The organism is Microbacterium sp. 4-7 (assembly GCF_014332665.1).
Taxonomy (GTDB): domain Bacteria; phylum Actinomycetota; class Actinomycetes; order Actinomycetales; family Microbacteriaceae; genus Microbacterium.
The window spans coordinates 344,332-357,294 of sequence record NZ_MCRH01000006.1 but is presented as its reverse complement, the minus strand read 5'-3'; the positions used below and the strand labels follow the sequence as shown (position 1 = coordinate 357,294).

Below are 12,963 nucleotides of genomic sequence, written 5' to 3'. Positions count from 1 at the left end.
CGTGTGCGGGAGGGAGAGTCGGCGACCGGGGTTACCCTCGATAGGTGACCCCCGAACTCCAAGCTCGCATCGTCGCGGACTCCCGCGACCGCGTCGCCTGGATGCGGGCACGGTCCCGCGGGATCACCGCCACGGATGTCGCCGGACTCACGAGCGAGCGGTCCATCGCCCGCGCCGCCGACTCCAAGCTCGGCGGCGGGCCCCGGTTCGGAGGCAACGCCTACACCGATCACGGACGCCGCCGCGAGCCCGAGATCGCCGCCTGGGTGGCGGCGACGCACGGCATCCTCCCCTCCTCCGCCCTGTTCCGCGCCGAGGTCGAGCACCGCCATCTCGCGACTCCCGACGGTATCGCCGTCGACGCCGACGGTCGCGTGAAGCTCGCGGAGATCAAGACCACGAACAAGGCGTTCCGCGGCATCCCCCGCACCTACCTGCGCCAGGTGTGGTGGCAGCAGCACGTGCTGGGCGCCGAGCGCACGCTCTTCGTCTGGGAGGAGCACGTCGACTTCTCCCCCATCCATGACGAACCCCGCTGCGTCTGGATCGACCGCGACGACCGCGAGATCGCGAAGCTCGTCGGCCTCGCCACAGATCTCATCGACGAGCTCTACCGGCGCACCACCGGTCAGCAGGTGCCGACCCGCATCGCGGATGCCGCGGCGGCCGCCGCCGCCAGCCGGCGCGAGCACCTGCGCGAGCGCGATGCGTTCCGCGCTCTCGCACTCGCCGACTGAGCCGGTCCGCACCGCACGAACTCACGTGCAGGACGCGTTGAGCCCGAGCAGCGCGATCGACAGCTGGCGCGAGGTCCCGGCCGACACCCAGGACGTACCGGCCAGGAGGTTGGTCACCGTCAATGTCGTGGTGCTGCCGAGAAGGTTGGAGATGAGGCTGGCGAGCAGACTCTGAGTGAGGACGGCGGTGTGGGTGTAGAGGCCGCCGGCAGGACCTGTCGTGGTGATGTTCGCCGCCGGGACCACTGCTGTCGTCGCTCCCTGGGTGAGTGTGAGCCTGACCCCGCTGGCGGGATACACCGACGTCCACACGAGCCGGACGTTCTGGAAGACGCCCAGACCGTTGTTCGCCACCGTGCAGGCGATGATCGTGGCGGGGGGAACGCGGAACGCCGTGATCGTGGCTCGACCGTACTCCGGGTCGGTGAATGCCGCGTCGGTGATCTGCGCCGGCGGCGCGAGGGCCACTCCGCAGAGCAGCGCCGCACCGGCGACTCCGGCCAGGACGCGCTGCCGCCGCACGATCACGACTCGCCTCGGTGAGCTCCGGTGCTGCGGCGGCGCCGGGTCGCACTCAGCGCGGCACCACCGGCCACCAGGGCCAGCGCCCCGCCGATCGCCCAGGGAGCGAAGGGCGCACCGCCCGTCGTCGCCAGCCCGCCGTCGGGTCCGACCGTCGCAGACTCTCCGGCGCCGCGTGCGTGCACGCGCACCTGGGTGCTGCCGTCGTCCGCGCCGTCCAACGCGATGACGAGCCTGAGGTGGGCCACCTCTGTGTCGGCCATCTCGACGAGCGGCACCTCGAGGCCGTCACGAGGTATCGACCAGCCGGACTCGAGTGTGGTCGCGCCTCCCCGGCATCCGCTCTCATCCCACTCCTGCGCACAGCGGAGCACGTCCATCACCAGCGCCGCACCGCCGCTCGCACTGACTCCGACGGCCACGGTCCCGGGGTCCGGTGCCTCAGCGCTCACCGTCACATCCCACTGCACGGGCTGGCCCGGCAGGAGGCTCGACGCGGCATCCCAGTCGGCGACGGAGACCAGCCGCAGCACCTGCCCCTGCACGACCTCGGTCGAGGGGGCCGCCCACGCCGGACTCACCGCGACGAGTGCTGCGCAGACGACCGCACAGGCACCCGCGATGCACGCCACCCGCCGGTTCATCGGTCGACTCCCGCCGGATCGACCTGCTCGCGACTCTCCTTCCGGGAGCGCGGCCAGAACGCCCAGACGACGAGGACCGTCGCGCCGATCGTGAGTCCGCCCAGCACGTACGGATCGCCCATCGCGACGATCACGGTCGCGATGCCGGGGATCGAGAACAGCACGATCCGCACGGTCTGCACGGTGTACGGATACGGATCGTCGGCCGCGTTCGCGTCTCCGCGCATCGTGATCACCCGTTCGTCCGCACTCGCACCGGGAGCGATCGAGGTGATGCGGTGCGTGACCGGCAGATCGCCTGCTCGATCGACGGTGACGACGTCGCCGACCTGCACCTCGGATGCCGGGACGCTCTGGACCACCGCCACGGAACCGGCGGGAATCGTCGGCGCCATCGATCCCGTGCGGAACATGATGAGGGTGATGTTCGCCGTGAAGGCGACGATCACGAGCACGATGCAGATGACCCCTGCGGCGGCGGCGAGCCAGAGGAGGACATCGGCGAGCGCCCTCCCGAGAGTGCCTCGCGAGGACGCCGCGGCGGGTGCCGGCGACGCGGACGCATCATCGACCGTCGCCTGTTCACGCAGGCTGCGCCTCGTCGGTGCACTCATGTCTCCTCCTCACGTCATCCGATGCTCTGCCCGCACGTCAGCTCGACACTCCGGCGATCTGCCATGTCTGGATCGCCGTCAGCCCTTGCGCGCCGTTGTCGGTCGCTACCGGCAACGTCACTGCGAAGCAGTAGTTCACGGTCGTTCCGCCGTTGGCCGCGACCGCCTGGGTGCCGGTGCCGCCGACCGACAGCAGCGAGTTGTCGGGAACGACAGCCGTCCCGGCCGTGTAGGTCGTGCTGTTGCAGGCCGTCCCCGCGATGGCCCTCACCCCGTATCGCAGGTAGGTGCCGAGCCCGGTTCCCGCCGTCGACGTCACGCTGAGCTGCAGCGTGCCGGCCACTGACGGATTCGCGGTCCGCACGCTGAACAGCGCGTACGTGGTGTTGCCGGGAGCCATGGCCGAGAACGGTGCGCTGAACGACAGCGCCGCCGGCGTGCCCACCGGGTGGCTCGAGAACGTGGCACCGTCGGTCGCCCCGACGATGTCGAACCGCCCGGCGGTGAAGGTCGCATTGCCGTATTCGGAATCGTTCCAGGCGGCCAGGGTCATCGTCGCGCCGACGCCGAACACCAGCCCGCCCGCGAGCACAGCGCGTATCCGACGGGAGAGCAGTCGCTTCCCCTCCCGCATGCCTCTGCGGGTGTCGGCCATGCTCAGTCCGCAGTCGAGGTGGCCGTGAACTCCCAGGTCGCGGTCGCGGCGGCGCCCTGCGTGAGACCGGCGCCCGCGGTCACCGCGAAGCACAGCTGCACAGGCGTTCCCGCCGTCCCTGCCGGTGCGCCCTCGGCGAGAGGAACCGACGTGGCTCCCGTCTGAGCGCTCAATGTGGTGCCCGTCGCGACGACGGTTCCTGCCGCCGTGGCGTCGCACACGTCGCCCGCGTCGATGGCCGTCACGGTGTATGAGAGATTGGCCTCGTTGCCCCCCGTGCCCGCGGTGATCCCCGACGGCACCAGCGTGGCGCCGTTGGTGGTCGTGCTGTCGAGACGCACCCAGAACGGTGCGTAGACGACATCGCCCGGAGACATCGACGACGCCACGGCGGGCAGCTGGAAGACGAGCGCCGCTGCAGTGTCCCCCAGATCGACGTTGTGATCGTCGTACCCGTCGGTCGCGCTCGTCGTGGATCCCTCCAGATTGAACGAGCCTGCGGTGAAGGTGCCGGTCGCGAACTCGGAGTCGTTCCATGCCGCGAGCGTCACCCCGATTCCGACGCCGAGCACCAGCCCACCGGCGAGCACTGCCAGAACCTTGCGTTGCGTGTCCTTCTCAGCCATGACATTCCCCCTCAGGAATCTCACGAGACGCAGATGGCTGGGGATGGTCGCCCTTCGCGGCCCGCATCCGGTACTCGTGTCGTTCCCGACAGCTTTGTCCACTTCCTGCGCCTGTTCAAGGCCTTCCGTGTCACGATTGCGCATTCCGGCTCACGAATTGCGCAGAAACGTCTATCGGTTTCTGCGACCGATTGGATGGTTGCAGTTCGTCCAGAGCTGCAGCTCAGCTCGCGAGAACACGCTGCGCCTCGACGGAGACTTCGGCCGCGATGGTGTCGAGCAGCGCGGAGCGCAGGTTCCACTGCTGCCAGTACAGCCTGACTCGCAGCGGCGGCCCGCCGAGCGGCACGAGCTCACGCTCCTTCTGCAGGAGCGGCAGCATCCCCCATCCGAGGCCGAGCCGCACGGCGAGCGCGTAGTCGTGCGACGCGGGCACGTAGTGCCGAGGAGCCCCGTGGTGCGCGACCCCCATCCGCTCGAGCCATTCGTGCTGAAGCGTGTCTCGTCTGTCGAAGTCGACGAAGGGCGCGGCGCTCAGCGTCTCTCTGGTGACACCGGAGGAGAACCAGCGATCAGCGAACGCCGGTTCTGCCATCGCGTGATACTCCAGCACGCCGAGCGGTGCGACGGAGCACCCGGCGACCGGCGCCGCCTCACTCGTGACCGCCGCCATCACCGTGCCGGACTCGAGCAGCCGAGCCGTGAAGTTCTGGTCGTCGCGGTGCAGGTCGAAGTCGAGGTCGTGGGCTGCCGAGAGCCGTGCGAGCGGAGGCAGGAACCACGTCGCCATCGAGTCCGCGTTCACGGCGAGCGGTATGCGGGTGCGGGGCGCCTCGTCGCCCTCGAGGCCGAGTTCTGCGAGGGCATCGTGCTCGAGGAGTGCCAGCTGTCGCGCCATCCGCACGACAGTCTCGCCCGCCTCGGTGAGACGGGCAGGCTTGGTGCGCACGACGAGGACCCGTCCGAGCTGCTCCTCGAGCGTCTTGAGCCGCTGGCTCACGGCGGAAGGAGTCACACGAAGCACCCGCGACGCCGCGTCGAGGGTTCCCTCGTCGGCCACGGCGGCGACAGTGGCGGCAAGCTCCGGATCGATCTTCACATTAGCCATGCTAATGGCGCACAAGGAATCATCGCTGGTGCTCATGTCCGTGGCATCCGTACCGTGGACTCATGCTCTCCGTCTTCTCGGGTCTCGGACTCGGCCTCTCCCTGATCGTCGCCATCGGCGCGCAGAACGTGTTCGTCCTCCGTCAGGGCATCCGCAGAGAGCACGTCCTGCCGGTCGTCATCATCTGCGCCGTGTCCGACGCCCTGCTCATCGCCGCCGGCGTCGCGGGACTCGGCTTCGTCATCTCCGCAGCCCCGTGGCTCGTGGTCGTCGCGCGCTGGGCGGGGGCCCTGTTCCTCCTGGCCTACGGCATCCTCGCCGCCCGCCGCGCCTGGAGGGGCGGCGAAGAGCTGCGAGTCGACCGGACCGGTGCGGAGGGCTCGGCGCCCGGGTCGGGCGGCGGAACCACGACGGCGACCCGCACCGCGCTCGCTCCCGTGATCGCGACGGCTCTCGCCCTGACCTGGTTGAACCCGCACGTCTACCTCGACACCGTCCTGATGCTCGGGTCGATCGCCGCGACGCACGGCGACGAGCGCTGGCTGTTCGCCGCCGGAGCGATCGCCGCCAGCATCCTGTGGTTCACCGCGCTGGGGTTCGGCGCCCGCTATCTCGGCCGCTGGCTGCGCACGGAACGAGCGTGGCGCATCCTCGACGCGCTGATCGCCGTCGTCATGATCACCCTGGCTGTCAGCCTGGTGCTGCCGGTGCTCGGCGGCTGACCCTGCGTCGCAAACGTGAGCGGACGCCCGTCAGTCGCCGTCGAGGGGCCGAAGGATGCGAGTGAGGAACCTCTGGGTGCGCTCGTGCTGCGGCGCGCCGAAGATATCGGCCGGCGCGCCCTGCTCGACGACCACACCCGCGTCCATGAAGAGCACATGATCCGCCGCCTCGCGCGCGAAGCTCAGCTCATGCGTCACCACGACCATGCTCCACCCCTCGTCGGCGAGCTCCTTGATCACGAGCAGGACCTCCCCCACGAGCTCGGGGTCGAGTGCGCTCGTCGGCTCGTCGAACAGCAGGAGGTCGGGACGCAGCGCGAGAGCGCGGACGATGCCGACCCGCTGCTGCTGACCGCCGGAGAGCTCGTGAGGTCGAGCATCGGCCTTGTCGGCGAGCCCCACGCGGGCGAGCAGGACGCGGGCCTCGGCGACCACCTCGGCCTTGGGTCTGCCCTGCACCCGCCATGGTCCCTCGATCACGTTCTCAAGCACCGAGAAGTGCGGGAAGAGGTTGTGATGCTGGAAGACCATCGCCGACCGATCACGCAGCGCGAGACGCTTCTGCGCGCGCGTGCGCTTCGACACCGGATCCGACGGGGCGAAGTCGATGTCGGGGCCCCCGGCCACGACGATGGTCCCGGCATCCGGCGTCTCGAGCCCGTTGAGCGCACGCAGCACCGTCGTCTTGCCCGATCCGCTCGGACCGATGAGCACGACGACCTCTCCGCGGTGCAGCGTGAGGTCGATGCCGCGGAGCACCTCGTTGTCGCCGAAGCGCTTGTGAAGGCCGCGGGCGGTGAGCAGCGCGTCGGCGGTGGACCTGGGCGAGTGCGTCGGATCAGTGAGCGACATTGCGATCGAGCCTCCTCTCGAGTGCGCTCTGGCCGAACGACAGCACCAGGCAGATCACCCAGTACACGAGCGCGGCAGCCAGGTAGACGACCATGAACTCCAGGGTCGCCGCCGCGATCTGCTGCGCCACCTTGAAGAGCTCGGTGACGAGGATCAGCGAGGCCAGCGACGTGTCCTTCACCAGCGAGATGAACGTGTTGGACAGCGGAGGCACCGAGACCCGCGCTGCCTGGGGAAGGATCACCCGCGTGAGTGTGCGCGTGCGATTCATGCCGACCGTGTACGCCGCCTCCCACTGCCCCTTCGGGACGGAGAGGATGGCGGCGCGCACCACTTCGGCTCCGTACCCGCCGACGTTCAGCGACAGTGCGATGATCGCGCTGGTCCAGGGATCAAGCTTGAGTCCGATCGATCCGAGCCCGTAGAAGATCACGAACAGCTGCACGATCATCGGCGTGCCGCGGATGACCGAGATGTAGAACCTGGCGATGCCCGACAGCACGGGATTGACCGAGATCCGCATCAGCGCTGCGCCGATGGCGAGCACGAGACCCAGCGCGAAAGAGATCAGCGCGAGCGGAACCGTCACCGTCACCCCCGCGAGGGCGATCGGTCCGAGCGAGTCGAAGAACAGCTGCCAGGGATTCTCCATGGGTTACTGGGTCACGTCTTCGCCGAAGTACTTGTCGCTGATCTCGGCCAGGGTGCCGTCGGCACGCAGCTCTTCCAGAGCGCCGTCGATCGCCTCGACGAGGTCCGTCTTGTCCGTGGTGAAGACGAATGCCTGCTCACCGGCCTCGTCGGTCTCGGCGGCGATCTTCAGGCCGGACGGGCTGTTGGTGGTCTCATAGTCGAGGAAGGTCAGCTTGTCGTTGACGGTCGCATCGACGCGGCCCTGACGCAGCAGCTCGACGGCCTGCGCCCAGCCCTCGACGCCTTCGACGGTGGCACCGGACTCGGTGGCCAGCTCGTACCAGTTGCTGGTGAGAGACTGCGCCGTCGTCTTGCCCTCGAGGTCGTCGAACGACGAGATCGAGTCGTCGTCCTCGGCGACGACGATGACTCCCGGCGAGACGGTGTACGGGGTGCTGAACAGGTACTTCTCCTGGCGTTCCTCGTTGATGCTCACCTGGTTGGCGATCACGTCGAAACGGCCCGCGTCGAGACCGGCGAAGATCGCATCCCACTGGGTCTCCTGGAACTCGACCTCGAGGTCGAGCTTGTCGGCGACCGCCTGGATGATCTCGACGTCGAATCCGGTCAGGTCGCCGGTTCCGCCGTCATCGTGGAAGCTGAACGGACGGTACGTGCCCTCGGTGGCGACCGTCAGCGTGCCGTCCGTGACGAGGCCGAAGCCGGATCCGCTCTCACTCGAGCTGCTGTCGGCAGGCGTGGTGCTTCCGCTGCACGCGGTGAGTGCTGCTGCGGCGACGACCAGTGCGGTGACGGCGATGATGCGACGGGACATGTGACCCTCCTGGGGTGCGGTGAGGCGCGAGTGCTGTGGCGCGGAACTCATTCACAGTACGCGGCATCGGACCGGCATCCCAACATCCGATGACGTCCGATGTCGTACTGCACGCAGAAAGGCCCCCGCGATGCGGGGGCCTTTCCGGAATCACACTCAGATGGCGTTGACGTCCAGCGGGATGCCGGGGCCGAACGTGGTCGACACGGCGCCCTTCTGGATGTAACGGCCCTTGGAGCTCGACGGCTTGAGGCGGACGATCTCCTCGAGCGCTGCGCCGATGTTCTCGTCGAGCTGCTCGGCGGAGAACGACGACTTGCCCACGACGAAGTGCACGTTGGCGTGCTTGTCGACGCGGAACTCGATCTTTCCGCCCTTGATCTCCTCGACGGCCTTGGCCGTGTTGGGGGTCACGGTGCCGGTCTTCGGGTTCGGCATGAGTCCACGCGGACCCAGGACCTTTCCGAGACGACCGACCTGGCCCATGAGCTCCGGGGTCGAGACGGCCGCGTCGAACGCGGTCCAGCCTGCGGCGACCTTCTCGATGAGCTCGGCGCCGCCGACCTCATCTGCACCTGCGGCGATCGCTGCTTCGGCCGCGGGGCCGGTGGCGAAGACGATGACGCGGGCGGTCTTACCGGTGCCGTGGGGCAGGATGACGGTGCCGCGCACCATCTGGTCTGCCTTGCGGGGGTCGACGGCGAGCTTCAGCGCGACCTCGACGGTCGAGTCGAACTTCGACGAGCCGGTCTCCTTGGCGAGGGCGACTGCCTCGGTGGGAGTGTAGAAACGGTCTGCCTCGATCTTCTCGGCGGCAGCCTTGTAAGCCTTGGACTTCGTAGCCATGATTATTCTCCTCAGCCCTCGACCGTGATGCCCATGGAACGGGCGGTGCCGGCGATGATCTTCGAGGCAGCCTCGATGTCGTTCGCGTTCAGGTCGGCCTGCTTGGTCTCGGCGATCTGACGGACCTGGTCCTTGGTGATCTTCGCCACCTTGACCGTGTGCGGCGTCGACGAGCCCTTGGGCACGCCGGCGGCCTTCTTGATGAGCTCCGCGGCCGGCGGGGTCTTCAGGATGAACGTGAAGCTGCGGTCCTCGTAGACGGTGATCTCGACGGGGATGACGTTGCCGCGCTGCGACTCGGTCGCGGCGTTGTACGCCTTGCAGAACTCCATGATGTTGACGCCATGCTGACCGAGCGCGGGGCCGATCGGCGGCGCCGGGTTGGCTGCACCGGCGTTGATCTGAAGCTTGATCAGGCCGGTCACCTTCTTCTTCGGTGCCATATCCTCTTCCTTTCATCGAACGGATGCCGGTTGCATCCGCTCTCCCGCGAACCCGGCATCTCCGGGCTGCGGTCGTCTGCGCGCACGCCGAAGCGGCACACAAACCAGACAAGTCTACCTGATGCGGAGCGGGCCCGGGAACGCGAGAACGGCCGCCCCGAATGGGACGGCCGTTCTCGGAGAAGCGTAGGTCAGACCATCTTCGTGACCTGGTCGAACGACAGCTCGACCGGGGTCTCGCGCTCGAAGAGCGACACGAGCACCGTGAGCTTGCCGCTCTCGGGCTTGATCTCGCTGATCGAACCGGGAAGACCCGCGAACGAGCCCTCCTTGATCGTGATGGTCTCGCCGACCTCGAAGTCGACCTCGGCCGGAAGCGGACGAGCGACGGCGAGGCCGCCCTTCGACGCGATGTTCTTGGCGGTCGGGACGTCCTTGACCTCGACGAGCGACTTCAGCATGTTGAAGGCCTCTTCGAAGCGCAGCGGCGTCGGGTTGTGGGCGTTGCCCACGAAGCCGGTGACGCCAGGCGTGTGACGCACGACCGACCAGGTGTCCTCGGTGAGCTCCATGCGCACGAGCACGTAGCCGGGGATGCGCACGCGGGTGACCATCTTGCGCTGGCCGTTCTTGATCTCGACCACGTCTTCCATCGGGACCTCGATCTGATAGATCTCGTCCTCGACCTCGAGCGTCGACTTGCGCTGCTCGATGTTGGCCTTGACCTTGCGCTCGAATCCGGCGTAGGAGTGGATGACGTACCACTTGCCCGGAAGCATCCGCAGGTCGAGGCGGAACGCCTCATACGGGTCTTCCTCGGCGTCGTCGCCCTCTTCGGCCTCGTCGTCGTCGGACTCCGTCGCGGCGTCATCGTCGCCGTTGATGTCGGGTCCGTCGTAAGGGGTGACCTCGTCGGCCTCAGCGGCCTCGAGCTCGGCGGTCTCTTCCGCCACAGAATCGTTCAGGACCTCAGCGGCAGCCTCAGACTCGGCCGCTTCGTCCAGGTTGAGAGCGTCGTTCACGATCGCGTCCGCCTCCGGGTCGTCGATTTCGATGTCGTTGTCGTCGTCCTGCACATCGGCGTCGGCGTCTCCGTCGACGTCCTCGATGTGGAGGGCGACATGTTCGGCCGAGGTGACCGACTGCTCTTCCGCAGCGAGCACGTTGCCCTCCTGGGCCTCGTCCTCTTCGCTGGACTGCTCAGCAGCAGTCGCCCAGTCGGCGTCGTCGGAATATCGTTCAGACACGTTGTTTCTTTCCAATCACTGCGGCCAGGGCCGCGAGGGCGTCAGGCGCCCGGGACCCCGAAGACGATGTGCGTGACCCAGGCGAACAGGGTGTCGAGTCCGTAGACGATGCCCATGACGATGAGAACGAAGACGAGCACCACTGCGGTGAACTTGACCAGTTCCTTGCGGGTCGGCGTGACGACCTTGCGCAGCTCGGCGATGACCTGACGGAAGAACAGAGCGATACCCCCGAAGAAGCCCACGATGCCACGCTTCTTCTCGCGGGTGGCGCCGGCCGCGACGACCTCGCCGCGCGGTTCGTCCTGATCCATCCTGAATGTACCTTTCGTGTGTCAGCGTGTGCTGACGCGCAGGGCGGACAGGAATCGAACCTGCAACCTGCGGTTTTGGAGACCGCTGCTCTGCCAATTGAGCTACCGCCCTAGAGACCGGGAGGTCTCGGGGTGTCATCTCCATCCTGCCATCGTTACCCGACCGCAAGGACCGGGGCACGGCGAAAGAATGCAGACAACAACTGCTCGTCAAGCATACGGCATCCGTCGGTCAGCGCCGAACCGGGCCCGCTCTCGTCGTTGTTGTTAGGCTCGGCGGGCGGACGAAACGGGAGGGGGCGCAGTGAGCGCTGACGTGCAGCAGTTCCAGGTGGACCTGCGCGGTGTCGTCGACCTCCTGAGCCGCCACATCTACTCGAGTCCTCGCGTTTATCTGCGCGAACTGCTGCAGAACGCCCGCGATGCGATCATCGCACGGCGCGAGGTCGACGGGCAGGGCGGGAGCATCCGCATCACCGCGCTGACGGACACCACGGGCGAGTTCGTCCTGCGCGACGACGGGATCGGCCTGACCGCCGCCGAGGTGGGCGATCTGCTCGCCACGGTCGGCCGCAGCTCGAAGCGCGACATCTTCGACCTCCCGCGCAGCGACTACCTCGGTCAGTTCGGCATCGGCCTGCTGAGCTGCTTCATGGTCGCCGATTCGATCGTCATCCGCTCGCGCAGCGTCCGGGGCGGCCCGGCCGTCGAGTGGACGGGCAGCGCGGACGGGACCTTCCGCGTCGTGGAGATCGACGACGATCTGCCGATCGGCACGAGTGTGCATCTCCGCCCTCGTTTCGACGCCGACGAGCTGCTGCGCCCCGCGGCCGTGCGAGAGCTGGCCACCGCCTTCGCCGAGTTCCTCCCCGTGCGGGTGATCCTCGACTCTCCGAGCGGCGACGTCGACATCACCCGGCGCGCGCCGTTCCTCGACCCCGCCGACGACATCGACGGCGCCGTGCAGTACGGGCGCGACCTGCTCGGTGCGAGCCCGCTCGACGTTATCGAGCTCAGCGAGCCGGCCACCGGCACACGGGGACTCGCCTACGTCCTGCCCTACGCTCCCCCGCCGGGCGCCCGCCAGGCGACGCGCATGTATCTCGGCAGGATGCTCCTGGGCGAGCGGGTCGACGACGTGCTGCCCGAATGGGCGTTCTTCGTGCGCGCCGTGGTCGATTCGACCGGCCTCGCCCCGACGGCGAGCCGCGAATCGCTCGTCGACGACGCGGCCCTCGAGCGTGTGCGCGAGCAGCTCGGTGCCGGCATCCGCCGCTGGGTGCTCGAGCTGGGCCTGCGCGAACCGCACAGACTCGCCCAGTTCGTGGCGATCCACGAGGTCGGTCTGAAGTCGCTGGTGCGGCACGACGACGAGCTCGCGCAGTTCATCACGCGCTGGCTGACCCTCGAGACCACCCACGGAACGATGCGCATCGGCGACCTCGTCGAACGATACCCGCACGTGCGATTCGCGCAGTCGGTCGACGAGTTCCGCCAGGTCGCAGGGATCTCCCCCGGGTCCGAGGTGCTGGTCAACGGCGGCTACCTGTACGACGCGGACCTCGTGCGGATGCTGCCGGAGCTCTACCCGCACGTGACGATCGAACTCGTCGACGTGGCCGGGGAGCTCGATCGTCTCGACCCTCCGCCGCTGGACGACCGCGACGCCGCGCTGGCCCTCGAGGCCCGCGCCGGCGGCGTGCTGACCGCATCCGGCTGCTCCGTCACCGTGCGGTCGATCGACCAGCCCGAACTCGCAGCGCTGTACGTCGCCGACCCCGAGGTGCTGCGCAGGATCGACCGCGGCCGTACCAAGGGCATCACCGGATCGCTGTGGGGCGGGGTGCTCGACCGCATCGACTCGACCCTCTCGGCCTCCCGCGACGACGATCTCAGCGCGCGCCTGTGCCTGAACTGGTCGAACCGCGTCGTGCGCGCGCTCGTCCGCGTGCAGGACGACGCGGTGTTCGCCCGCACCGTGCAGCTGCTCTACATCCAGGCGCTGCTGGCGGGACACCATCCGCTCTCCGACGCCGATCGCGCACTCATGTCGACCGCGCTCTCGGACCTCGTCTCGCTGTCCGCCGGCATCGAAGCGGATTCGATCCCGTTCGACGACGCCCCCTGATCTCGCTCCGACCGCTCGCTCCGTTCGAAGGATCCCC

The 12,963-nt window shown here is 68.2% G+C and carries 16 protein-coding genes and 1 tRNA gene; 3 read left to right on the top strand and 14 right to left on the bottom strand.

Going from position 1 to position 12,963, the window contains the following annotated elements; translation table 11 throughout:
• Positions 1 to 44: 44 nt before the first annotated feature.
• Positions 45 to 737: a YqaJ viral recombinase family protein gene (locus BEP68_RS14180; RefSeq protein ID WP_053097431.1), complete on the top strand. Its 693-nt coding sequence runs from the start codon at positions 45 to 47 to the stop codon at positions 735 to 737.
• 21 nt (positions 738 to 758) lie between these two features.
• Here the strand turns inward: BEP68_RS14180 and BEP68_RS14175 are convergent, their stop codons facing one another.
• The 6 genes from BEP68_RS14175 to BEP68_RS14150 all read right to left on the bottom strand — a co-directional run bounded on the left by BEP68_RS14175 (position 759) and on the right by BEP68_RS14150 (position 4,897).
• Positions 759 to 1,265, bottom strand: coding sequence for a hypothetical protein (locus BEP68_RS14175; protein ID WP_056279802.1), 507 nt, complete (start codon positions 1,263 to 1,265; stop codon positions 759 to 761).
• The gene (locus BEP68_RS14170; protein ID WP_187250352.1) at positions 1,262 to 1,903 is read right to left on the bottom strand and encodes a hypothetical protein; all 642 of its coding nucleotides are present in this window, start codon (positions 1,901 to 1,903) and stop codon (positions 1,262 to 1,264) included. The genes BEP68_RS14175 and BEP68_RS14170 overlap by 4 nt, the downstream gene beginning before the upstream one ends.
• A complete protein-coding gene (locus BEP68_RS14165) occupies positions 1,900 to 2,517 on the bottom strand; it encodes a signal peptidase I (protein WP_053097434.1) in 618 nt (205 codons plus the stop codon). Before BEP68_RS14165 ends, BEP68_RS14170 begins: the two co-directional genes overlap by 4 nt.
• A gap of 37 nt (positions 2,518 to 2,554) precedes the next feature.
• Positions 2,555 to 3,172, bottom strand: a complete 618-nt coding sequence (locus tag BEP68_RS14160; protein WP_187250351.1) for a SipW-dependent-type signal peptide-containing protein — start codon at positions 3,170 to 3,172, stop codon at positions 2,555 to 2,557.
• Positions 3,173 to 3,174: 2 nt separating this feature from the next.
• Entirely contained in the window at positions 3,175 to 3,798 is a 624-nt protein-coding gene (locus BEP68_RS14155; RefSeq protein ID WP_053097436.1) for a SipW-dependent-type signal peptide-containing protein, read from the bottom strand.
• Between the two features lie 223 nt (positions 3,799 to 4,021).
• Positions 4,022 to 4,897, bottom strand: a complete 876-nt coding sequence (locus tag BEP68_RS14150; protein WP_187250350.1) for a LysR family transcriptional regulator ArgP — start codon at positions 4,895 to 4,897, stop codon at positions 4,022 to 4,024.
• A gap of 71 nt (positions 4,898 to 4,968) precedes the next feature.
• On the opposite strand from BEP68_RS14150, the gene lysE reads away from it, so the two are divergent.
• Positions 4,969 to 5,628 (top strand): L-lysine exporter, encoded by a 660-nt coding sequence (gene lysE / locus BEP68_RS14145; protein WP_187250349.1) that lies wholly within the window; start codon positions 4,969 to 4,971, stop codon positions 5,626 to 5,628.
• Between the two features lie 30 nt (positions 5,629 to 5,658).
• Here lysE and BEP68_RS14140 read toward each other — a convergent pair whose 3' ends face one another.
• The 8 genes from BEP68_RS14140 to BEP68_RS14105 form a co-directional block, all read right to left on the bottom strand.
• Entirely contained in the window at positions 5,659 to 6,480 is an 822-nt protein-coding gene (locus BEP68_RS14140; RefSeq protein WP_315985318.1) for an amino acid ABC transporter ATP-binding protein, read from the bottom strand.
• Positions 6,467 to 7,132, bottom strand: coding sequence for an amino acid ABC transporter permease (locus BEP68_RS14135; RefSeq protein WP_053097440.1), 666 nt, complete (start codon positions 7,130 to 7,132; stop codon positions 6,467 to 6,469). The genes BEP68_RS14140 and BEP68_RS14135 overlap by 14 nt, the downstream gene beginning before the upstream one ends.
• A gap of 3 nt (positions 7,133 to 7,135) precedes the next feature.
• Positions 7,136 to 7,948 carry an amino acid ABC transporter substrate-binding protein gene (locus BEP68_RS14130; protein ID WP_187250348.1) on the bottom strand — a complete coding sequence of 271 codons (813 nt, stop codon included), beginning with the start codon at positions 7,946 to 7,948 and terminating at the stop codon, positions 7,136 to 7,138.
• Positions 7,949 to 8,104: 156 nt separating this feature from the next.
• Positions 8,105 to 8,794 carry a 50S ribosomal protein L1 gene (gene rplA / locus BEP68_RS14125; protein ID WP_053097442.1) on the bottom strand — a complete coding sequence of 230 codons (690 nt, stop codon included), beginning with the start codon at positions 8,792 to 8,794 and terminating at the stop codon, positions 8,105 to 8,107.
• Positions 8,795 to 8,805: 11 nt separating this feature from the next.
• Entirely contained in the window at positions 8,806 to 9,237 is a 432-nt protein-coding gene (gene rplK / locus BEP68_RS14120; protein ID WP_053097443.1) for a 50S ribosomal protein L11, read from the bottom strand.
• A 191-nt stretch (positions 9,238 to 9,428) separates the two neighbouring features.
• Positions 9,429 to 10,484 carry a transcription termination/antitermination protein NusG gene (gene nusG, locus BEP68_RS14115; protein WP_053097444.1) on the bottom strand — a complete coding sequence of 352 codons (1,056 nt, stop codon included), beginning with the start codon at positions 10,482 to 10,484 and terminating at the stop codon, positions 9,429 to 9,431.
• A 41-nt stretch (positions 10,485 to 10,525) separates the two neighbouring features.
• Entirely contained in the window at positions 10,526 to 10,798 is a 273-nt protein-coding gene (gene secE, locus BEP68_RS14110) for a preprotein translocase subunit SecE (RefSeq protein WP_053097445.1), read from the bottom strand.
• A gap of 39 nt (positions 10,799 to 10,837) precedes the next feature.
• Positions 10,838 to 10,910 (bottom strand) — tRNA-Trp (locus tag BEP68_RS14105).
• A 192-nt stretch (positions 10,911 to 11,102) separates the two neighbouring features.
• Here BEP68_RS14105 and BEP68_RS14100 point away from each other — a divergent pair.
• The gene (locus tag BEP68_RS14100) at positions 11,103 to 12,926 is read left to right on the top strand and encodes an HSP90 family protein (protein WP_187250347.1); all 1,824 of its coding nucleotides are present in this window, start codon (positions 11,103 to 11,105) and stop codon (positions 12,924 to 12,926) included.
• Positions 12,927 to 12,963 lie beyond the last annotated feature (37 nt).

Coding starts and splice junctions, on each gene's coding strand:
- BEP68_RS14170 (WP_187250352.1), bottom strand. CDS start 1,903: ATGAACCGGCGGGTGGCGTGCATCGCGGGTGCCTGTGCGGTCGTCTGC.
- BEP68_RS14140 (WP_315985318.1), bottom strand. CDS start 6,480: ATGTCGCTCACTGATCCGACGCACTCGCCCAGGTCCACCGCCGACGCG.
- rplK (WP_053097443.1), bottom strand. CDS start 9,237: ATGGCACCGAAGAAGAAGGTGACCGGCCTGATCAAGCTTCAGATCAAC.
- BEP68_RS14155 (WP_053097436.1), bottom strand. CDS start 3,798: ATGGCTGAGAAGGACACGCAACGCAAGGTTCTGGCAGTGCTCGCCGGT.
- secE (WP_053097445.1), bottom strand. CDS start 10,798: ATGGATCAGGACGAACCGCGCGGCGAGGTCGTCGCGGCCGGCGCCACC.
- BEP68_RS14165 (WP_053097434.1), bottom strand. CDS start 2,517: ATGAGTGCACCGACGAGGCGCAGCCTGCGTGAACAGGCGACGGTCGAT.
- BEP68_RS14135 (WP_053097440.1), bottom strand. CDS start 7,132: ATGGAGAATCCCTGGCAGCTGTTCTTCGACTCGCTCGGACCGATCGCC.
- BEP68_RS14160 (WP_187250351.1), bottom strand. CDS start 3,172: ATGGCCGACACCCGCAGAGGCATGCGGGAGGGGAAGCGACTGCTCTCC.
- lysE (WP_187250349.1), top strand. CDS start 4,969: ATGCTCTCCGTCTTCTCGGGTCTCGGACTCGGCCTCTCCCTGATCGTC.
- BEP68_RS14130 (WP_187250348.1), bottom strand. CDS start 7,948: ATGTCCCGTCGCATCATCGCCGTCACCGCACTGGTCGTCGCCGCAGCA.
- rplA (WP_053097442.1), bottom strand. CDS start 8,794: ATGGCTACGAAGTCCAAGGCTTACAAGGCTGCCGCCGAGAAGATCGAG.